Source organism: Amycolatopsis endophytica, assembly GCF_013410405.1.
GTDB classification, from domain to species: Bacteria; Actinomycetota; Actinomycetes; order Mycobacteriales; family Pseudonocardiaceae; genus Amycolatopsis_E; species Amycolatopsis_E endophytica.
Map to the genome: position 1 here is coordinate 3,205,108 of NZ_JACCFK010000001.1, position 18,521 is coordinate 3,223,628.

The 18,521-nt window shown below is 71.4% G+C and carries 19 protein-coding genes; 8 read left to right on the forward strand and 11 right to left on the reverse strand.

Annotation, left to right across the window (positions count from 1 at the left end; translation table 11 throughout):
- Positions 1–21: 21 nt before the first annotated feature.
- From mycP to HNR02_RS15920, 7 genes are all read right to left on the reverse strand, one after another.
- Positions 22–1,296 (reverse strand): type VII secretion-associated serine protease mycosin, encoded by a 1,275-nt coding sequence (mycP, locus tag HNR02_RS15890; RefSeq protein ID WP_179773939.1) that lies wholly within the window; start codon positions 1,294–1,296, stop codon positions 22–24.
- Positions 1,293–1,619, reverse strand: coding sequence for a hypothetical protein (locus HNR02_RS15895; protein ID WP_179773940.1), 327 nt, complete (start codon positions 1,617–1,619; stop codon positions 1,293–1,295). Before HNR02_RS15895 ends, mycP begins: the two co-directional genes overlap by 4 nt.
- On the reverse strand, positions 1,619–1,999 hold the full coding sequence (locus HNR02_RS15900) for a YbaB/EbfC family nucleoid-associated protein (RefSeq protein WP_179773941.1): 381 nt from the start codon (positions 1,997–1,999) through the stop codon (positions 1,619–1,621). Before HNR02_RS15900 ends, HNR02_RS15895 begins: the two co-directional genes overlap by 1 nt.
- The gene (locus tag HNR02_RS15905) at positions 1,984–2,454 is read right to left on the reverse strand and encodes a hypothetical protein (protein WP_179773942.1); all 471 of its coding nucleotides are present in this window, start codon (positions 2,452–2,454) and stop codon (positions 1,984–1,986) included. The genes HNR02_RS15900 and HNR02_RS15905 overlap by 16 nt, the downstream gene beginning before the upstream one ends.
- Before the next feature lie 13 nt (positions 2,455–2,467).
- Positions 2,468–4,165, reverse strand: coding sequence for a WXG100-like domain-containing protein (locus HNR02_RS15910; RefSeq protein ID WP_179773943.1), 1,698 nt, complete (start codon positions 4,163–4,165; stop codon positions 2,468–2,470).
- 67 nt (positions 4,166–4,232) lie between these two features.
- Entirely contained in the window at positions 4,233–4,523 is a 291-nt protein-coding gene (locus HNR02_RS15915) for a hypothetical protein (RefSeq protein ID WP_179773944.1), read from the reverse strand.
- Between the two features lie 25 nt (positions 4,524–4,548).
- The gene (locus HNR02_RS15920; RefSeq protein WP_312861028.1) at positions 4,549–4,950 is read right to left on the reverse strand and encodes a WXG100 family type VII secretion target; all 402 of its coding nucleotides are present in this window, start codon (positions 4,948–4,950) and stop codon (positions 4,549–4,551) included.
- Between the two features lie 166 nt (positions 4,951–5,116).
- Here HNR02_RS15920 and HNR02_RS15925 point away from each other — a divergent pair, with 166 nt between their 5' ends.
- The 6 genes from HNR02_RS15925 (at position 5,117) to HNR02_RS15950 (ending at position 13,150) form a co-directional block, all read left to right on the forward strand.
- Entirely contained in the window at positions 5,117–6,844 is a 1,728-nt protein-coding gene (locus HNR02_RS15925; RefSeq protein ID WP_179773945.1) for a WXG100-like domain-containing protein, read from the forward strand.
- A 15-nt stretch (positions 6,845–6,859) separates the two neighbouring features.
- Entirely contained in the window at positions 6,860–7,381 is a 522-nt protein-coding gene (locus HNR02_RS15930) for an SMI1/KNR4 family protein (protein WP_179773946.1), read from the forward strand.
- Positions 7,382–7,465: 84 nt separating this feature from the next.
- Positions 7,466–11,410, forward strand: a complete 3,945-nt coding sequence (gene eccCa / locus HNR02_RS15935) for a type VII secretion protein EccCa (protein WP_179773947.1) — start codon at positions 7,466–7,468, stop codon at positions 11,408–11,410.
- A complete protein-coding gene (locus tag HNR02_RS15940; RefSeq protein WP_312861029.1) occupies positions 11,407–11,721 on the forward strand; it encodes a hypothetical protein in 315 nt (104 codons plus the stop codon). The genes eccCa and HNR02_RS15940 overlap by 4 nt, the downstream gene beginning before the upstream one ends.
- A gap of 2 nt (positions 11,722–11,723) precedes the next feature.
- The gene (locus tag HNR02_RS15945; protein WP_179773948.1) at positions 11,724–12,896 is read left to right on the forward strand and encodes a WXG100 family type VII secretion target; all 1,173 of its coding nucleotides are present in this window, start codon (positions 11,724–11,726) and stop codon (positions 12,894–12,896) included.
- Positions 12,893–13,150 carry a hypothetical protein gene (locus HNR02_RS15950; RefSeq protein ID WP_179773949.1) on the forward strand — a complete coding sequence of 86 codons (258 nt, stop codon included), beginning with the start codon at positions 12,893–12,895 and terminating at the stop codon, positions 13,148–13,150. The genes HNR02_RS15945 and HNR02_RS15950 overlap by 4 nt, the downstream gene beginning before the upstream one ends.
- A 15-nt stretch (positions 13,151–13,165) precedes the next feature.
- On the opposite strand, the gene HNR02_RS15955 is transcribed toward HNR02_RS15950, so the two are convergent.
- Positions 13,166–13,918 (reverse strand): NPP1 family protein, encoded by a 753-nt coding sequence (locus tag HNR02_RS15955; RefSeq protein WP_179773950.1) that lies wholly within the window; start codon positions 13,916–13,918, stop codon positions 13,166–13,168.
- A 79-nt stretch (positions 13,919–13,997) separates the two neighbouring features.
- On the opposite strand from HNR02_RS15955, the gene HNR02_RS15960 reads away from it, so the two are divergent.
- Positions 13,998–14,636, forward strand: coding sequence for a hypothetical protein (locus tag HNR02_RS15960; protein WP_179773951.1), 639 nt, complete (start codon positions 13,998–14,000; stop codon positions 14,634–14,636).
- On the opposite strand, the gene HNR02_RS15965 is transcribed toward HNR02_RS15960, so the two are convergent.
- Entirely contained in the window at positions 14,633–15,562 is a 930-nt protein-coding gene (locus HNR02_RS15965; RefSeq protein ID WP_179773952.1) for a dihydrodipicolinate synthase family protein, read from the reverse strand. The genes HNR02_RS15960 and HNR02_RS15965 overlap by 4 nt on opposite strands.
- Positions 15,552–16,997 (reverse strand): MFS transporter, encoded by a 1,446-nt coding sequence (locus HNR02_RS15970; RefSeq protein WP_179773953.1) that lies wholly within the window; start codon positions 16,995–16,997, stop codon positions 15,552–15,554. Before HNR02_RS15970 ends, HNR02_RS15965 begins: the two co-directional genes overlap by 11 nt.
- Positions 16,998–17,071: 74 nt before the next feature.
- On the opposite strand from HNR02_RS15970, the gene HNR02_RS15975 reads away from it, so the two are divergent.
- Positions 17,072–17,992 carry a dihydrodipicolinate synthase family protein gene (locus HNR02_RS15975; protein ID WP_179773954.1) on the forward strand — a complete coding sequence of 307 codons (921 nt, stop codon included), beginning with the start codon at positions 17,072–17,074 and terminating at the stop codon, positions 17,990–17,992.
- Between the two features lie 21 nt (positions 17,993–18,013).
- Here the strand turns inward: HNR02_RS15975 and HNR02_RS15980 are convergent, their stop codons facing one another.
- A complete protein-coding gene (locus HNR02_RS15980; protein WP_312861030.1) occupies positions 18,014–18,442 on the reverse strand; it encodes a nitroreductase family deazaflavin-dependent oxidoreductase in 429 nt (142 codons plus the stop codon).
- Positions 18,443–18,521 lie beyond the last annotated feature (79 nt).

Below are 18,521 nucleotides of genomic sequence, written 5' to 3' on the forward strand. Positions count from 1 at the left end.
GCCGGGCCTCGCTACGCGGGGTCAGCGATCCGCCGGTGGGGGCGGCACCAGGAACATCTCCTCCGGCAGCTCGTCCCGCGCCGGAGCGGCGGGCGGTACCACCGCGCGCCGTGGTTGCCAGCGCGAACGGCGTCCGCGGATCAGTACCACCGCCGCACCCGCGCCCAGCACCGCGACGGCCACCGTGAGCACCGCGAACAGTCGCGCGTCCGACACGCTCTCCGCCCACCAGGCCGACACCCGCACCTGCTCGGCGTCCGGCACGGGATGCCGCACCGCCGGTAACGCGGCCGGTGCCGCGGAGACCAGCCCGTCCGTCAGCGCGCGGTAGGGGTTGACCATCCCGGTCCCGTAGGCGGCCTTGTCTCCGGGCGCGGGCGTCGTGGTGGCCAGGATGCGCTGGGTGACCTCACGTGCCGACATCCCGGGCCAGGCCGAGCGCACCAGTGCGGCGGTCGCGGAAACGAACGGCGCGGCGAAGCTGGTGCCGTCACGGTACTGGTGCCCGCCCGCCCGCGCCGCGCACAGGACGCCCCCGCCGGGCGCGACCACGTCCACCTGCGGCCCGATCTGCGAGCTGTCCAGCCGCGTTCCCGTCATGTCCACCGCGCCGACCCCGATCACGCCGTCGTAACCCGCGGGGTAGGTGACCGGGCCGGGCGCGGTGCCCTCCTGCCCGTTGCCGACCGCCGCCACCACGACCACGTCCAGGTCGACGGCGTGCCGGATCGCGTCGCGCACGAACGGGTTGTCCAGTTCACCCGCCACGGACAGGTTGATCACCTCCGCGCCATGGTCGGCCGCGAACCAGATCCCGCGCGCCAGCGCCTCCGGGTCGATACCCTCCGCGGCGCCGTCGGTCGAATCGCTTTCGCTGACCCGGACCGGCAGGATCGTGGCGTCCGGTGCGAGCCCGGCGAACCCGATCCCGGAAACCGGCCGGGCGGCGATGATGCTCGCCACCCCGGTGCCGTGCGAAACGCAGTCGAACCCGCCGGGGAGATCGCCGACGAGGAAGAAGTCCTGACCGCGCAACACCTTCCCGGCCAGTTGCGGGTGGTCGGCGTCCACTCCGGAATCGACCACGGCGACCACCACACCCGCGCCGGTGGCGTGTTCGTGCACCGACCGCGCGTCGAGCGTCTTCTGCGCCCACGGCAGCTCGGTGACCGCCGGGCTCGCCGGTGCCGGGTTGCCGCACGCGCCGGGCGGCGGGGCGGCCGTGGCGACACCCGGACAGACGACGACGGCCGCCGCGATCGCGACGGCCGTCACCAGTTTCGGAGCCCCGTTCATCGTTCGTCCGTGCCGGTCAGCCTCCGGACCGTGCCGGCGCCCTCGTTCTCGGCGGAGCGGTAGTCCGCGACGCAGCCCATCGCGTCGTCGCACAGGCGGCCGTAGGAGGTGGGGATGGCATCGGCCCTGGCCGTCAGCTCCTCCGCGACCGGCAGGTACTTCGCCAGGAACGTCTGCGCCAGCAGGTCACTGCCCACACTCGACTGTCCGGACTGGATCGAGCGCTTGTGGTTCTCCCACGCGCTGCCGAACGTCTCCCCGGCGGCCCGCAGCTGGTTGATGCTGCGCGTCACGGCGTCCGGGTCCATGTCGTAGTCGGCCATCACAACTCCCCTCTGATCTTCCGGTCGAGCTGGTGCAGGAACGGCCCGGTGTGGACGTCGGTGTTCTCCAGTTTCGCCCCGGGGGGCAGGTACTGGCGGGTGATGTCGAACAGCTGCTCCCGCGTCTGCCCGACCGCGTCCTTGATCGTGTCCACGATGGACTTGGCCAGCGCCTTCGAGTCCGTGGTGCGGTAGATCCGCGGGTCGAGGTACAGCTCGCTCAGCTCACCGCGGCCGACCACCGTGGCGCTCACGAGGCCGTCGGGGGAGTCCGCGGTCGCCTCGATGTCCGCGATCCTCGCCTTGACCTCGAGCAGATCGTCACGCAGCCGTTCGTAGTCCGCCCGCCGCCGGGCCGGGTCGATCATCGGTCGTGCCATGGTTCCTCCTCGCTCTCCGTGCTTTCCCCGGATACCGGCTGGACGGTGCCGAGGAACTGCTGGAAGTCGCCCACCAGCGTGGTGATGTGCTCCCGGGGAGTGCTCATCACCATCCGCAGCACCACGCGTCTGCTGGTGTCCTCGACATCGGGAACCGCGAGGAACGACTGGCACTGCACGGTTTCGCCGACGCGCAGCAACTGCGCGTAGCCCGGCGCCGCCGGTGTGCCCATCTCCTCCTGTCGCAGCACCTCGACGCCGTCGCCCAGCGCGGTGACGGTCGCTTCGGCGAGCTGACGCAACGACACGTCGTCGTCACGGAACCCGCCGTCGGCCACGATGACGCCGTTCTGCCCGGGGTGTACGGCGACGACCGTGCCGAGTGGCGAATCGGTCTCCGCGGGGTCTGGCGCGCGCCAGCCCGCCGGGATCGTGTACTCGATGGGAAAGGGCATGGTCATCTCCTCCTCAGATCGCGCCCGCGGGCAGCCCCGCCGGCGCGGACTGGCCGCCGAACATGCCGCCGACCCAGTCGCCGAACGCCTTGCCGGTGTCGCTGAGCGTCTGGCCCACCTTGGCGGGGTCGATCACGATCGAGCCCTCGACCTTGGCGCCGACGCCGAGCGTGAGACCCGCCTTGCCGCCGATCACCCACTTGCCGTCCTTCTGGCCGATGCTGAAGCCCGCCTCGGCCCCGAGCCCGGCCCGCACCTCGGCCTTCGCGCCCGCCCCGATGCCCCCGATGTCGGCCGAGCCGCTCAGTCCCGCCCTGGCGCCGGCGAACCCGCCTGCTTCCGCGCCGACGTACTTCCCGGTCGCACCGAGGTCGAGACGTCCCTTGACTTCGGCCCCCGCCATCGCGTCGGCACCGAGGCTCGCGGTGACGGCGCCGACATCGAGCCTTCCCGCGGCGGTGCCCCCCGCGCCCCAGGCGCGTTTTTCGTCGAAGCGGGCGCCCTTTTCGGTCGCCGTGCCGCCCGATTCGGAGTACAGCGAATCCGTGGGCAGGCCGGTGCTGGCCCAGCCCGAGGCAGAGCCCTTGAACTGCACCGGCACGTCCTTGCCCGCCAGTTCGAGGTTCTGCAGTCCGGTGTCGACCTTGCCGACCGCGTCCGCCACGGAGCTGTAGTCGCGGGTGACCGCGGTGCTGCCTCCGATCGCGGGACTGATGTAGTTCTTGGACCGCAACGGCGTGTAGTGATCGCCCTTGCGCGCCACCCCCGGCCGCGTGGGGTCCTCGGCTTTGCCGCCGAGCCCCCACCCCTTGTGCATCTGCTCCTTGCCCTGGTGGGATGCCTCGTCACCGGGTCTGCGGTAGGCGGGCAGCTTGTTCTCGCTGTCCGGCACCTTCGTCTTGATTTCCACCTTGGACGGTGTGGTGACCGGCCCCTGTTCGGTCTGCCCGGTGAACCAGTCGCCGATGCCCTGCATGTTCTGGGCACCCTGCTGCGTCACCTGCTGACCGCGGTTGACCGCGTCGTGGACCATGCGGTCCTGGGTGGCGCCTGCCTCGATCGGGTCGCTGAGGCCGGCCAGCTCGTAGATCGGGCCGCCCTGCGCGATATCGTCCTTCCGCTGCTGGGTGACGGTGTCGACGGTGTTCGCGGCGTGGTCGACGTCGTCGGCGAGTTTGGTCATGTCCTCGCCGGTTTTCCGGGCGTTCTCGGTCTCCGCGGCCAGCCGCGAGCCCAGCTCCTCGCCGGGCTGTCCGCGGAAGTTCTCGCCGGTGTCCTTGGTCACGCGCGTGGCCTCGTCGACGGCTTCCTGGCCGCGGGTTCCGGTCGTGCGCAGGTCCCTGGCGATGGCACGCATGCCCTCGGTGTCCGAGTCGGGAAGCGGGGACTCGGCGCGGACCCGTGCACCGAACTCGCCGTCGTTTTCCTGGGATTCATCGGTTTTCTGCCCACCGGGAGTTTTCTCGGGCTGCTTCTCGGTGGACTCGGCGGGCTTCTCGTCCGCCGGTTGTTGTTCGGCTGGTTTGTCCTCGGCGGGCTGTTTTTCCGCGGACTGCTGGTCGGCGGGCTGCTGTTCCGGGGCACTGTCGCCCTTGTCCCCGGCGGGTGCGGATTCGGCGGGCGCCTTCTCCGCCGGTGCTTTGTCCGGGGCGGGCTCGGCGGGCGCGGGCGACGAGGGTTCGGCGCCGCCGCCCGGGGAGGGTTCGGCCATGCTCGGCACTCCTGTCTCGGGGGAAGTCCCGGTGCGCGCGGGCACGCACCGGGACGCTCCACTGTGGTCAGGCCGAGCCGAGCCGGCCGCAGGACCGCTGCACCGCGGCCATGTTCTCCTGGTTGCAGGACTGCACGCCGTGGTTCATGGCCTGGACGAGTTCCTGCCCGGCGGCCATCACCTGCTGGCAGGCACGGCTGATCTCGGCGAACTGCCCACCGGCCTGGTCGAGCCAGTCGGACTCCGTCATTCCCGAGGCCTGGCCCCAGGAATCGATGGACTGCTGCACACCCTGGACGCAGCCGTTCATGCTGGACGACAGACCGTCCAGCGCACCGAACATCGCGAGCTTACGCATTGACCGTTCACTCCTTTCCGTGGTGTCAGAGGGCGCGGAGCACACCGGCGAACGCGTAGGACTGCCCGGAGGAACCACCGAGGCTCCCCAGGCTCGCGCCGCCGCCCGATCCCTGCATGTCGCCGGCGCCGCTGAAGCACTGCGCGCCCTGCTCGTCGGTGTCGAGGTAGTCGTTCATCGCGAACTGCGTGTCCTCGCCCAGCTTCTGCAGCTTCTGGCACAGGTTGCGGATCGCCTCGTCCCACTTCTTGTGGGCGACGACCAACGCCTGCGACTGTTGCATGTCCCACTGCGCGGGGATCACGGAGTTCACCTCCCCTTCGAGCTTCCCGCGGTGCGACTCGATCTCCTGCACCACGACCGTCGCCATCTGGACCACCCGGGCGAGTGTGTCCGTGTTGGCATCCATCAGACCGCTACCGGTCACCGGATTCTCCCTTCGTCGACGCGATCCACGTCGAGGCGAAGCTAGCCCGGGCGAAGCTGCCGAAAGGTGTGCGCGGCACTTTCCTGCCAATCCCTGGCGGACCGTGCGCCACCAGCGCGAAAGTGCTTCGGACAGGCTGTTCCCGTGCGATCGAGGGGGTCCGGCAATGCCCGATGGTTCATCTCCGGCCTCCGCGCCGTCGGATCCGAAGCCCGAGGCTGGAGCCGCACCGGCCGACAAGCCTGGCGGCACGCAGAACGAGCAGCCGGAGGGCGAGCCGCATGCCGAACAATCGCGGAACGAGCAGCCCGAGGCTGGAGCCGCGCCGACAGACAAGTCCGACGACGCGCGGAACGAACAGCCGGAGGGCGAGCAGCCGCGAAACGAGCAGCCGCAGGGCGAGCGGCCGCGGAACGAACAGCCACGGAACGAGCAGCCGCGGGACGAGCAGCCGAAGGGCGAACTCGAGCAGCGGGTGAACGCGGCCGCGCCGCCGCCGGACGAAACGCCGGTCCAGGAACTGAGCGACTCCTGGCGCCGCGCGGGCAAGGATTTGGGCGACGCGAGCGACGCCGCCCAGCACGCCGCCAACGAACTGCCCGGCAACTGGAAAGGCGAGGCCGGCGACCGGATGCGGGAACGCACGTCCGCCGAAGCCACGAAAGCCGGTGACGGCGAGAACGCCGCCCGCGCGGTCAGCGATCAGCTGGGCGAGACGACCGCCGATATCGCCAACGCCAGGCAGCAGGGCCAGGACGCGTCGCGGGACCGCGAGGGCCTGTACCAGGTGGCCAGTACCAGCCCGGACGCGGAGGGGCAGCTCATCGCCGCGCGGCTGGAGCACGACGCGGTGCGCGAGGTCAACGAGATCAACACCGTGACGGCGCGGAAGGTCGGTCAGGACTGGGAGAAGCTCGCGGCTTCGCAGCAGGCACACGAACCAGCGCCGGAGCCGGGGTCGGAGGAGGCCCCGAACGCCGACATGCTCGACGCCACGGAGTCGGTCGCCCAGGCGGGCATCGATCTCAGCCGCGCCAGCCAGGACCTCGAAAACCAGTCCGACGCGGCGGCGGACACAGCCCGGAACTGGCTCACCGATCTCGGCGGGACCGTCGGCGGCTGGCTGGGCGGGCAGACGGGCGAGGGCATCGGGCGCCGGCTCGGCGAAGGGGCCGGCGACGACGTGGCGTCGTTGATCCGCGGTGCGGGCGAGCTCGTCGAGGGTGGGGGCCGGTACCTGGGCAATGCGATGGAATCGGGCGGTAACGCCGCGCGGGAGATCGTGTTCAACGCGGGCGAGCAGGACGGCCTCGGCGCCATCTACGGGGCCGCCACCGAGCTGGGGGAGGGCATCGGCGACGGTGTCCTCATCGCCGGGGAAACGGCCGGCGAGGCGGCGAGCGAACTGGCCGGCCAGGCGTACGCGGATTCGGCGGCGGCCCTCGAAGACGCGCAGGAGACACTGGACGGGGCGGGCAAGAACGACCCCGGCGCGCCCGCGCAGGGCGACGGCCCCGTCGTGTTCTACCCCCGCCAGGACTTCACCCCGCAGCAGATGGCGGAAATGCGGGAGCACGTGCGGATCGCCAACGAAGCGCTCCAGCGGGGACGGACCTCACCCACGGGCCGGGTGTCGACGAAGGGTGAACTGCGCAGGCAAGCGAGCGAAGCGGCCCGCCGGGAAGGCGCGCGCAGGCCCTACAACGGCGACGTCGGGCACGCGCCCGACACGACCTGGGCCGGGTATCCGGAGGCGTACCAGTGGCACGACGAAGAACACCGGGTCAACTCCGCTCTGGGCGGGCAGGCGCGCCGGTACCCGATAGGCTGGGAACCCACGGAGTTCGTCATGGGTCCGCCGATACCCCGCGGACAACCACTGCCGCCGAGATAGCGGAAGGACACCACAATGGACGATGACGGGCTGGGCTGGCACGAACTCATCGGGTTCATGTACCAGGTGCGGGAAAAGCTCTCCGTGGTCAAGCCGGACGTGTATCCGCTCACGCTGCCGAACCCCGGCGCGACCGGGACGAAGCTGGCCGCGTTCGGTGACAGCCTGGACGCGCAGTACCGCGACTTCCTCGGCTACGCGGATGGATGGGCCGAGTTCTTCCGTGACGTGTACCTGCTCGGCACCGGCGACCTCGCGGGCGGCCCGGCCGTCGACGCGGGTGAGCGGCTGCTGGACGGGTACTTCCGCCGGGCGGAGGTGCCGGCGGACTTCCCGGAGAAGAAGGACCTGATCCCGATCGCGGTCGGCACCGAGGACATCGACGTGTTCGTGCTGTGGCGCACGGGCCCGGTCACCGAGGGGGGCCACCCGGTGCTGTGGCTGGCCGACGAGGAGATCGACCGGTTCGCCAACTTCCGGGAGTTCTTCCTGTCGATCCACGAGCACCTGAAGCGTTCTCTCGCCGAAGGCCCCTGACGCGGCACCTTCCTGCCAACCGGCCCCCGAGCACCTCTCGCCCGGTCAGACTGGGGTTCACCAGGCACGGGAGAGGGGTTCGCGATGGCGACGGTGGTCGTGCGGAGGCCGGTTCGCCGTCCGGCGCCGGAGCAGCCTTCGGGGGAGCTGATCCTCGATCCGCCGCCGGAGATTCCGCGGCCCGGCGGGCGTCAGTGGACTCAGGTTCTCATGGTGATCCCGATGATGGCGATGATGGCCGCGATGATGCTGATGTTCTCCGGGAACTTCGGGCGCGGCACGGGGCCGCTGCGCCTCGTCGTGTTCGGGCTGTTCGGTGTCGGGATGCTGGGCATGCTCGTGGTGTCGCTGCTGAACTCCGCGGGGCCCAGCAAACGCGAGATGGGGCAGGAACGCCGCGGCTACCTACGGCATCTGGGACAGCACCGGCTCCGGCTGACGCGTGCCATCCACCAGCAGCGCGACGCGATGGTGTACCTGCACCCGGAGCCCGAGGCGCTGCTGTCGCTCGTGGCGAGCCACCGGTTGTGGGAGCGGCGGCCGATGGACGCGGACTTCGGCGTCGCCCGCATCGGGACCGGGCCGCAGCGTCCGGCGATGACCCTCGTGCCGCCGGAAGCCAAACCGCTGGAACAGCTGGAACCGTTGTCCGCGCTCGCGTTGCGCCGGTTCCTCACCACCTACACGGCCATCCCCGGGCTCCCGCTCGCCATGGCGGTCAACGGGTTCAGCCGCATCCACGTCACCGGCGACCGCGCGCGCTCGGTGGCACTGGTGCGGGCGATCCTCGTGCAGCTGGCGTCCCTGCAGTCGCCGGACGACCTGCGCGTCGCGGCCTGCCCGTCCGCGGGCGAGCAGCAGTGGGACTGGCTCAAGTGGCTGCCGCACGCCCTGCACCCGGAACGGACGGACGCCGCGGGCCCGCTCCGGCTCGTGGCGACGTCGATCGTGTCGGTCGAGGCGATGATCGACGACCTGCTCGGCGAGCGGAAGCGGTTCGACCCGTCCTACGACAACCGCGAAGCGCTGCCGCACGTCGTCGTGGTGCTGGACGGCGGGTCGACAGCCGGATCGGACGAGCTGATGGCCGACGGCGGCCTTGAGGGGGTCACGATCGTCGACCTCCGCACCCCGCCGCCCCGCGCGCTCGACCCGGCGACGATCGTGCTGCACGTCGGCGAGGACGGTGCCCTGTCCAGCGAAACCATCGACGGCGCGGTCGAGCTCGGCGAAGCGGACGCACTGGACCTGTCCGCGGCGGAAGGGATCGCGCGCCAGCTCGCGCCGCTGCGCGCCACCGCCGCCGGGCGCGGCGAGCAGCCCCTGAGCACCGATCTCGACCTCGCCGAGCTGCTCGACATCGGCGACCCGCGCACCTACGACCCCGCCGACACCTGGGTGCAGCGGCCGACCAGGGACCGGCTGCGGATCCGGTTCGGCATCGGCACCGACGGGTCCCCGGTCGAGCTGGACCTGAAGGAGTCGGCGCAGGACGGTATGGGCCCGCACGGTCTGCTGATCGGCGCCACCGGTTCCGGCAAGAGCGAACTGCTGCGGACGCTCGTGCTCGCGCTCGCGGTGGCGCACCCGCCGAGCTCGCTGAACTTCGCGCTCGTCGACTTCAAGGGTGGCGCCACTTTCGCCACGCTCGACAAGCTTCCGCACACCAGCGCGGTCATCACCAACCTCGCCGACGAGCTGCACCTGGTCGACCGGATGACCGACGCGATCAACGGCGAGCTGTTGCGCCGGCAGGAACTGCTGCGCGCGGCCGGGAACTTCACGTCGCTGCGCGAGTACGAACGGGCCCGCGCCACGGGTGCGCCGCTGCCGGAAGTGCCGACGCTGTTGGTGATCTGCGACGAGTTCAGCGAGCTGCTGTCCGCCAAACCCGATTTCATCGACATGTTCGTCCAGGTCGGACGCGTCGGTCGGTCGCTCGGCGTGCACCTCCTGCTGGCCAGCCAGCGTCTGGAGGAAGGGCGGCTGCGGGGCCTGGAAACCCACCTGTCGTACCGGATCGGGTTGCGCACGTTCTCCGAGATGGAGAGCCGGACGGTGCTCGGCGTGGGGGAGGCGTTCAAGCTCCCGCGCGCGCCCGGGCACGGTTTCCTCAAGACGGACAACGAATCCATGCTGCGGTTCCGGTCGGCCTACGTTTCCGGCACGCACCGCGCGCCGCTCGCGGGCCCGGCCGACCTCCGCGACGACGACGCACTCGAACTGCTCGAATACTCGACCCGGTACCTCGCTCCCGCGGTCGGCGACACCGACTCCGTCGCGGAAACCCCGGACGAGGACGCGGTCGGGGAGAGCCTGCTGGACATCCTCGTCGACCGGATGCGCGGCCGCGGCACGCCCGCGCACCAGGTGTGGCTGCCCCCACTGGCCGAATCGCCCACGCTGGACCAGCTGCTGCCGGACCTGGACCGCCGCGACGACCGCGGGTTCGGCAGCACGCGGCTCGCCGGCGCGCTGCAGGCCGTGATCGGCATCGTCGACCGGCCGCTGGAGCAGCGCCGCGATCCGCTGGTGCTGGACCTGTCCGGTTCGGCGGGGCACGTGCTGGTGATCGGCGGGCCGCGGTCGGGCAAGAGCACGGCGCTGCGGTCGGTGGTCACCAGCCTCGCGCTGACCCACACCCCGCGTGAGGTCCAGTTCTACTGCCTCGACTTCGGTGGCGGCACGCTGAACACGCTGCGCGGGCTCCCGCACGTCGGCGGGGTCGCGGGCAGGCAGAACGCCGGGGCGGTGCGGCGGACGATCGCCGAGGTGCGGACGTTGATCGCGCAACGGGAACGTGCCTTCGCCGAGCACGAGATCGACGGCATGCAGTCCTTCCGTGCGCGTCCGGGCCTCGACGCGCACGGCGACGTGTTCCTCGTCGTCGACGGCTGGGCGACCCTGCGCAACGAGTTCGACGACCTGGAGGCGGCGGTCACCGACATCGCCGCGCGCGGGCTGTCCTACGGCGTCCACGTGATCGCCTCCGCCGCGCGCATGTTCGACCTGCGCATGAACGTGCGGGATCTGTTCGGCAGCAAGCTCGAACTCCGCATCGGCGATCCGGTCGACAGCATGGTGGACCGCGCGTCCGCGATCAAGGTGCCGGAGGGCGCGCCGGGTCGCGGTGTCACGACGAGCAGGCACCAGATGCTGATCGCGCTGCCCCGGATCGACGGCGTGGACGACCCGATCGACCTCGCGAACGGGGTGCGCGAGCTGGTGGACACGGTGGCGTCGGCGTGGCAGGGCCCGCCCGCACCGGCCGTGCGGCTGCTGCCCGCGGAACTGCCCTACGCCCGGCTCGCCGGGGAACACGAGGCGAACCGCCTGGCGATCGGCATCGCGGAGGACGACTTCGGCATCGTCCACCTCGATTTCGGCGCCGACCCCCACCTGCTGCTCCTCGGCGACACCGAGTCCGGCAAGACGACCTTCCTGCGCTCGCTGGCCCGCGCCATCACCGACGGTCACGAACCGCGTCAGGCGCGGATGATCATCGTCGACCACCGGCGCGGCCTGCTGGGCGACGTCACCACCGAGCACCTGATCGGCTACGGCACCGACCGCGATTCGACGAGCAGGCTGATGCGGCAGGTGGCGGAGGAGATGAGCGTGCGGCTGCCCGGTCCGGACGTGACGCCGGAACAGCTGCGCACGCGGAGCTGGTGGCAAGGGCCGGAGCTGTTCGTCCTGATCGACGACTACGACCTGGTCGCGAGCCAGATGGACAACCCGTTCCTGCCGCTGCTGGAGTTCCTGCCGCAGGGCCGCGACATCGGGCTGCACGTCGTGCTGGCCCGCCGCACCGGTGGCGCGAGCCGGGCGCTGTTCGAGACGTTCGTGTCGCGGCTGCGGGACGTCGGCACGCCGGGCCTGCTGATGTCCGGTGACAAGGACGAAGGCCCGCTGCTGGGCGGGCTCAAGGCGGAACCGCTTCCGCCGGGACGGGCGTGGCTGACCGGCAGGCGGCACGCGCCGCGGCTCGTGCAGCTCGCCTGGCTGCCCTCGGAGGAGAACGCGTGAACGGAGGAGCCATGTGCCGACGGGAGATGCACGGGGATCCGGAGGCGATGCGGTCGTTCGCCGCGCGCCTGGCCGGGCTGGACACGGAGGTCGATCCGCCGGAGCCGACGCCGTGTCTGGAAGGCATGGAGGCGTGCGGGACGTTCGCCGCCGCCGACGCGGTCGCGACCCTCGCGCTCGCCCAGTTCCTCGCCGAGACCGGGGAAGCGGTCGCGGCGTTGAGGTCGGCGGCGAACGAGGCCGCGGAGGACTACGAGGCCACCGACCGGGCGGGCGCGCTGACCATCGCGGTCGTCGCCGTGGAGGACTGACCGTGGACTACACGCGGCTGCCCGGCATGGTCCAGTTCGCGCTGGTCGATGTCGAGGCACATGCCCATCTCGCGCGGGTCGCGGACGCCGCCCGGATGTGGCGGCGGGTCGCGGCGGAACTGCGCGAACTGTCCGACTCGCTGCGGCACGAGCTGGATCACCTCCGACTACAGTGGACGGACACGACGGGCGCCGGTTTCGTGCGCCAGGCGGAGCAGCGCAAGGCGTCGATCGACGAGATGCTGGGGCGCGTCGAGGCGCACGAGCCGTGGCGCGCGCTCGACGACCTCGCCCGGCAGCTGCTCCTCACCCGCGGCCGGGTCACCGACACGGTGGAGCGCGCCACCGAGACGAGCCAGAGCGAAGCGGCCGTGTACCTCGTCGAGCTGGACCGTTATTTCCTCGCGGCCGCGGAGGCGGTGCTCGGCGCGGTCGGCGGGCACGAGACCGCCACGGTCACCTTCCAAGGCGGACCGGAACCCGGCACGGGTTCGTCGGGTTCGTCGTTGCCACCGGGGAGCGTGTCGATGCCGGGACTCGTCGCCGTCCCCCTGACGGGCGGGGTCGTGCCGCGGGGCGGGGTGTCGCGGCCCGCGTTCGATCCGCGCGGCGTCGCGGGAGGATCGCTGGGCGGACGTCGTGGTACCGGGGGGAAGTCCCCGGCGCACACCGCCGGTCTCGGCGGTTCGGCCGGGCGCGGGTCGACTGGGCCGAACCTCCCGTCGCGGATCGAGCGCGCGGCCGACCCCGTCCCGCTCACCGAAGCGCAGGCCGTTCCCCAGGCACCGCAGCCACCTGCGCAACCGGGCGCGGCGAAACCCGCCTCGACGGGCGCGGGAGGCGGCATGATCCCGCCGATGATGATGCCGCCGATGGTGCCGGGAACCGCCCGGTCGACGCTGGGCAGGCGCTCCGGCGGTCCACCCGCGACCGAGCGCCGCACGAAGGGACCGCAGGCGACCCCGGGCGTCCCGGCGCGGCTGCGCGGCCGGTCGGCGCTCGACAACCCCGCCGCCGCCGGTTACCGTCCGGTGAGCACGTCCGGCGCGAAGACCGCTCCCGAAGAGCCGCTCGACCGCGAGGTCTGGGACGTGACCGATCCCGCTCCCGCGTCCCCGTTGAAGCCGGAAACTCCGGAGCCGGAACCGAGGAGGCTGCGACGGCCGCGAGCATGAGACGACGGGACCTGCTGGTGATGGCGGTGGTGGCGGCCGTCGCGGTGGCCGTGGTCGCCGCAGGCGTGGCGCTCGTCTGGCTCACCCTCGACGGGACGATCCGGCTGAGCGCGCGATACGGGGACGGCGAGCGCCCGAACTCCCCGGCCGAAGCGGTGTTCCTCGTCGCCGTCGGGGTCGGCATGGTCGTGTGTGTGCTGGTGCCGCTGGGCAGGATCCTCACCCGGCGGCTCCGGCCCGGTCCGCGGCGCTGACCGGGCCGGACCGGCTCACGCGTTGGGGTCGAAGGAGATCCCGGCCGGCTTGGCCTTCGCGAGGTTGCCCGCGAAAGCGCTGTCCTTGATGCCGAAGCTCGCGGAACCGAAGTCCGCGCCCATCAGCTTGTCCCGGATGCCCGAGGGGTAGTTGTCCCAGCTGACGAGGTCCGGGTACTGCCAGGTGCCGTAGTGGTTCTCCGGTGTCTCGGTCATGCTCGCGAGCCGGAAGCAGTGGGTGCCGGCGCCGTCCTTGTGGTAGATGACCTTCGCGTGGGTGCCTTCCCAGCCGACCTCGGAGCGCGGGTAGGTGGAGAAGTTGCCGTGCGCGGAGGTGGACACGTACTGCGCCTCGCCGTTGCGCACCCACACCACGACGTGCTCGATGTCGTGGCGGTGGCCGCAGCAGTCGAGGCCCGGGACGGCCTGGTCCTTCTCGAAGTACAGGTCGTACATGTAGGCGCACCAGCCGTTGTCGCACTTGGACCGCGAGTACGAGTTGGTGTTGTCCAAATCGGACTGGTCGTGGCAGTTCCCGTTGAGGGCGCCGGAGTTGTTCAGGCCAGGGTTGAGCGTCCCGTCCGGGCCGATCGCCGGTGCCGGGTAGCAACCGTCACCGTCGTAGTCGAAGGCGGGCTGCCACTTGCCGTCCTCGGCCGCGTAGCTCGCCGGGAGCGCCGACGGCGGCTCCGCCCACGCGGCGGCCGGGAGGAGAACGGTGAACAGGGCCGCGAACACCGTGACGACGGCGGTTCTTCCCACACGCATCTCTGGCCTTTCCCTCCGGAGTCAAGATCGTGTGAAAAAGTACCGGGAACGGGGCGGGAGTGGTCAACGTCCGAAAGTCGTGACCACGAACAGGGGCTTACGCGTTGCGAACATGACCTGCGGGGCGCTCGCGGCGGTCGCCCTGCTCACCGCCTGCGACACCGGAGACGAGGCGGCGCTCTCGGCAGATGCGCTGCGGCAGGCCGCCACCCGGGCCGACCCCGCGAAGTGCCCGGTCGACTTCGACGTGCCCGCCGCGTTGACGGCCGCCGGCGTCGACGGGACAGCGGAGTTCGACTCGGCCGAAGCGCAGACATCGGCCACCACGACTCCCGCCGACGATCCGCTCACCGCGCAGCAGCGGGACGGGATGACCCCGCTCGACGCGGTCGCCGGTACCTACATCGAGTGCGACTACCGCGTCGGCGGTGACACCCTGTCCGTCCGCCTGGTCACGACCCGCGTCAACGCCGCGGTGAACCTGCTGGTCCCGCAGATCGTGCAGGACGCGCGACTCCGGCTCACCGACGTGGACCCGCTCATCGCCCCGCCGCCCGCCGCCGGTGAGGTCAGGCGTGCGGGCAGCACGGTCGCGGTCGGCGGCCTGGCCGTGGACGGCGGCGACGGTGCCCTCATGGTGTCCTCGAAGGTGCCTGCCTTGCACGACGACGCCCTCGCCAAGGCCACCGGCTCGCTTCTCTTCGGTTTGAAGTTCTAACCGGCCCGGTCCAGCCCGGCCTCGGTCAGGATCGATGCGATGACGCCCAGTTCGACGTCGTCGAGCGGGTGCAGCGGCACGTTCGTCGCGGCGTGGTCGATCACGCCGCGCCACGCCAGCGCCGCCTTGAACGAGCCGAGCGCGCCCGCGGTGAACCCGATGCGCCGCAGGTCGGCGACGGAGACGATGCGGAACAGCCCGGCGAGCCGGTCCTGCTCCGCCTTCGCCGCCGCGAAGTCGCCGTCGCGGGCCGCGCGGTAGAGCCGCACGTACCCGTGCGGGTCGACGTTGCCCAGCCCGGGCACGAGACCGGCGGCGCCGAGCGTCATCGCGGTGTCCGCCAGCAGCTCGGACCCGGTGAGGGCGGGCAGGTCGGTGCTCCGCAGGATCTCCCGGAACGTGGCGAGATCGCCGCTGGAATCCTTGAGCGCCACGACGAACTTGGACTCCGCCAGTTCGGTGACGATGTCCGGGGTCAGCCGGGTGCGGACCGCGGAGGGGATGTCGTAGGCGACCACCGGCACGTCCACCGCGGCGTGCACGTGCCGGAAGTGCGTGACGACCTCGGCGGGGTGCGGCTCGACGTAGAACGGCGCGGTCACGACCACGGCGTCCGCGCCGAGCGCCGCGGCCTGGCGGGCGTGCTCGGCCACGCGCCGGGTGCCGGTGTCGACGGCGCCCGCGAGCACGGGCACGGCCCCGGCGACGGCGCCGACCGTGACTTCGAGGAGCGCCTTGCGCTGGGCGGTGTCGAGCAGCGCGATCTCGCCGCTCGACCCGCCGACGAACACGCCGTCCACACCCGCGTCGAGCTGGAACGCCAGCAGCCGTTCGAGCGAGCGGCGGTCCACCTCGCCGTTCTCGTCGAGCGGGGTGACGAGCGGGGGAACGACACCGTGCGGATCGAAGGTGGTGTCAGAGACCACTGACGGCTTTCCTTTCCTTGGGCGCCAACGCGGGTGCGTCGGAGCTGATCTTGAGTGCCCGCCCGATCCGGGCGGGCACGTCGAGGCCGATCATGAGCGCGACGACGACGGTGAGGGATCCGGCGAGGACCATCAGAGCGGTGCCGAGGCTGCCCAGATCGTCGGCGATCGCGGCACCGGCCAGCGGCGCGACCGCACCGCCCAGCGCGCCGACGTTGTAGGTGAACCCGAGCCCGGCGGCACGCAGCCGCGTGGGGAAGTGGTCACCGACGTACTTGGGCAGCAGGCCCGAGATGCCCTGACTGGTGGCCTGCATCGCGAACAGCAGCACCCACAGCAGCACGATGTTGTCCGAGGGCAGGGCGAACACGGGGAACACGAACGCCAGCGACACGAACAGCCCGAGCACGTACGTGGGCCGCGTGCCGAGCTTGTCCCCGACGACGCCCGCGAGGCACGTGCCCGCGGCGTAGCCCAGGCCGGCCCAGGTCAGGGCGTTGGACACCTGGCTCGCGTCGAAGCCGAGGTCCGACTTGAGGTAGGTCGGCAGCAGCGACTGGATCGGCCACGAGTAGAGGAACGCGCAGAACACCGTGACCATGACGGCGATCATCACCGGCCACAGGCGCCCGGCCAGCTGGACCGCGAACCCGGCGAGGCCGAGCACGGTCACCGCGATCAGGTACGGCGCGGCCGGTCCGGCGAGGCCGGTGAAGATCAGCACCAGCGCGGCGGAAACCACGACGGCCAGCGCGGCGTTGGGCAGACGGCGGCGCGGCGAGAACAGCACCGACGAGGTGGTGACGTCGTCCTTCCCGGCGACCTCCTGCTCCCATTCGGCGGCCTCGGGCAGCGACCGGCGCAGGTAGAGGGTGAGCGCGACCGGGATGATGCCCACGTAGAACAGCCAGCGCCAGCCGCCCGCGGGCACGATGAACTCGTAGGCGAGCGCGGCGATCACGGTGCCGATGGGGTAGGCGGAGAGCAGGAAGCCGGTCGCGCGGTTGCGCATCGACTTCGGCCACGACTCCATGACGTAGGTGGCGCTCGACCCGTACTCGCCCGCCATGCCGATGCCGACGAGCGCGCGGAACACGAACAGCGACCAGTAGCCCCACGCGAAACCACACAGCCCGCTGCCGACCGAAAACGCCAGGATCGCGATGATCATCGCCGGTTTGCGCCCGTACCGGTCGCCGATGGCGCCCAGGACGAGACCGCCGAGCCAGCGCGACACGAACGCGGCCGAGACCAGCGTCGCGGCCTTGGTGAGGCTGAGGTCGAACTCGTCGGCGATCTCGGTGAGGATCAGCGTGATCAGGATGAAGTCGAAGCCGTCGAGCAGGTAGCCGAGCCAGGCGGCGAAGAATGCCTTGCGCTGTGCTCCGCTGAGCTGCCGGAACGACCCCGGTGTGGTGGGCGGCGGCGTTGCCATGGACTGGACCTTCCGTGAAGTCGAGACGTAGGATGTCCTACGTCACCCCGACGGTAGCCCTCCGAAGGAGCCTCATGCAACCTCTCCGTGCCGAGAACCTCACCGGTGTGTGGGGTGCCGTGCTGCTGCCGGTGAACGCCGACGACAGCATCGACTTCACCCGCCTCGGGCAGGCCGTGGACGCACTCCTGGAGTCCGGTGTGCACGGTGTGTACACGAACGGCACCGCGGCCGAGTTCTTCACCCTCACCGACGCCGAGTACGACCGGTTGCACGAGCTGGTCGCCGAGCGCGCGACGGCCGCGGGTGTGCCGTTCCAGCTCGGCGCGAGCCACCCGAGCGGTCAGCTGTCCCGCGAGCGCGTGCGCCGCGCCGCGGCCCTGCGGCCGGGCGCCGTCCAGATCGTGCTGCCCGACTGGCTCCCGCTGCGCCCCGGCGAGACGGTCGCCGCCGTGCGCGGCCTGGCGGACGCGGCGGACGGCGTCCCGCTCGTGCTGTACAACCCGCCCTACGCCAAGACCCAGGTGGGCCCGGACCTGCTGGCACGGCTCGCCGGTGAGGTGCCGGAACTGATCGGGATCAAGGTGCCGGGCATCGACGTCGCGTCCGGGCTGACCGACCGGCTCGCGGTGTTCGTCGCGGGCCACACCCTGGCGTCCGGCCACGCCCGTGGTGCGGCCGGTTCCTATTCGAACGTGGCCTGCCTGAGCCCGGCGGGCGCCGTGCGGTGGTGGAACCTCATGCACACGGACCCGACGGCGGCCCTCGACCTCGAACGACGGCTGCGTGACTTCATCACCGGCCACATCGTCCCGCTCGGCGCCGCCGACCCGGCGCTGGACAAGACCCTCGCCGCGATCGGCGGCTGGGCCCCGATCGGCACCAGGGTGCGCTGGCCGCTCGGTTCCGTTCCGGAGGAGTCGGTGCCCGGCCTGCGGTCGCTGGCGGAGGAGACGCTGGCCGAGCTGCTCGCCGACCCGCTGGGCCGGAGCTGACTCCGGCTCAGGTCGTGCCCGTCAGCGGGCCGTGACCGGGACGAGCGCGATCACCGGAATGATCCGGTCGGTCTTGCGCTGGTATTCGGCGAAACCGGGGTAGCGTTCGGCCTGGACGCGGTACTTCTCGTCGCGCTCGGCCCGCTCCAGCTCGACCGCCCGCACCTCCACCGTCCGGTCGCCGACCTCGATCCACGCCTCGGGGTTCGCGCGCAGGTTCCAGTACCAGTCGGGGTTGCTGTCGGCGCCGCCCTTCGACGCGAAGACGAGGTAACGGTCCCCGTCGGGCAGGTACACCATCGGGTTGATCCGGGGCTTGCCGCTGCGGGCGCCGGTGGTGTGCAGCAACAGCAGGGGAGCGCCCGCGAACGGTCCGCCGACCTTTCCGCCGTTCTCCCGGAACTCGGCGATGGTGCGGTTGTTGAAGTCGGTCACGTCGTCCATGGTCATGACTGCCTCCTCGAATTGTTTCGACCTCGAAGTGGTTTCCAGGCTAGTCCGCCGTGAGGTCGAAGCACATCACTCGACA

What these genes read in the sequence shown, in the direction of transcription:
- mycP (WP_179773939.1), bottom strand. Translation starts at nt 1,296, where the DNA reads ATGAACGGGGCTCCGAAACTGGTGACGGCCGTCGCGATCGCGGCGGCC.
- HNR02_RS15895 (WP_179773940.1), bottom strand. Translation starts at nt 1,619, where the DNA reads ATGGCCGACTACGACATGGACCCGGACGCCGTGACGCGCAGCATCAAC.
- HNR02_RS15900 (WP_179773941.1), bottom strand. Translation starts at nt 1,999, where the DNA reads ATGGCACGACCGATGATCGACCCGGCCCGGCGGCGGGCGGACTACGAA.
- HNR02_RS15905 (WP_179773942.1), bottom strand. Translation starts at nt 2,454, where the DNA reads ATGCCCTTTCCCATCGAGTACACGATCCCGGCGGGCTGGCGCGCGCCA.
- HNR02_RS15910 (WP_179773943.1), bottom strand. Translation starts at nt 4,165, where the DNA reads ATGGCCGAACCCTCCCCGGGCGGCGGCGCCGAACCCTCGTCGCCCGCG.
- HNR02_RS15915 (WP_179773944.1), bottom strand. Translation starts at nt 4,523, where the DNA reads ATGCGTAAGCTCGCGATGTTCGGTGCGCTGGACGGTCTGTCGTCCAGC.
- HNR02_RS15925 (WP_179773945.1), top strand. Translation starts at nt 5,117, where the DNA reads ATGCCCGATGGTTCATCTCCGGCCTCCGCGCCGTCGGATCCGAAGCCC.
- HNR02_RS15930 (WP_179773946.1), top strand. Translation starts at nt 6,860, where the DNA reads ATGGACGATGACGGGCTGGGCTGGCACGAACTCATCGGGTTCATGTAC.
- eccCa (WP_179773947.1), top strand. Translation starts at nt 7,466, where the DNA reads ATGGCGACGGTGGTCGTGCGGAGGCCGGTTCGCCGTCCGGCGCCGGAG.
- HNR02_RS15950 (WP_179773949.1), top strand. Translation starts at nt 12,893, where the DNA reads ATGAGACGACGGGACCTGCTGGTGATGGCGGTGGTGGCGGCCGTCGCG.
- HNR02_RS15955 (WP_179773950.1), bottom strand. Translation starts at nt 13,918, where the DNA reads ATGCGTGTGGGAAGAACCGCCGTCGTCACGGTGTTCGCGGCCCTGTTC.
- HNR02_RS15970 (WP_179773953.1), bottom strand. Translation starts at nt 16,997, where the DNA reads ATGGCAACGCCGCCGCCCACCACACCGGGGTCGTTCCGGCAGCTCAGC.
- HNR02_RS15975 (WP_179773954.1), top strand. Translation starts at nt 17,072, where the DNA reads ATGCAACCTCTCCGTGCCGAGAACCTCACCGGTGTGTGGGGTGCCGTG.
- HNR02_RS15980 (WP_312861030.1), bottom strand. Translation starts at nt 18,442, where the DNA reads ATGACCATGGACGACGTGACCGACTTCAACAACCGCACCATCGCCGAG.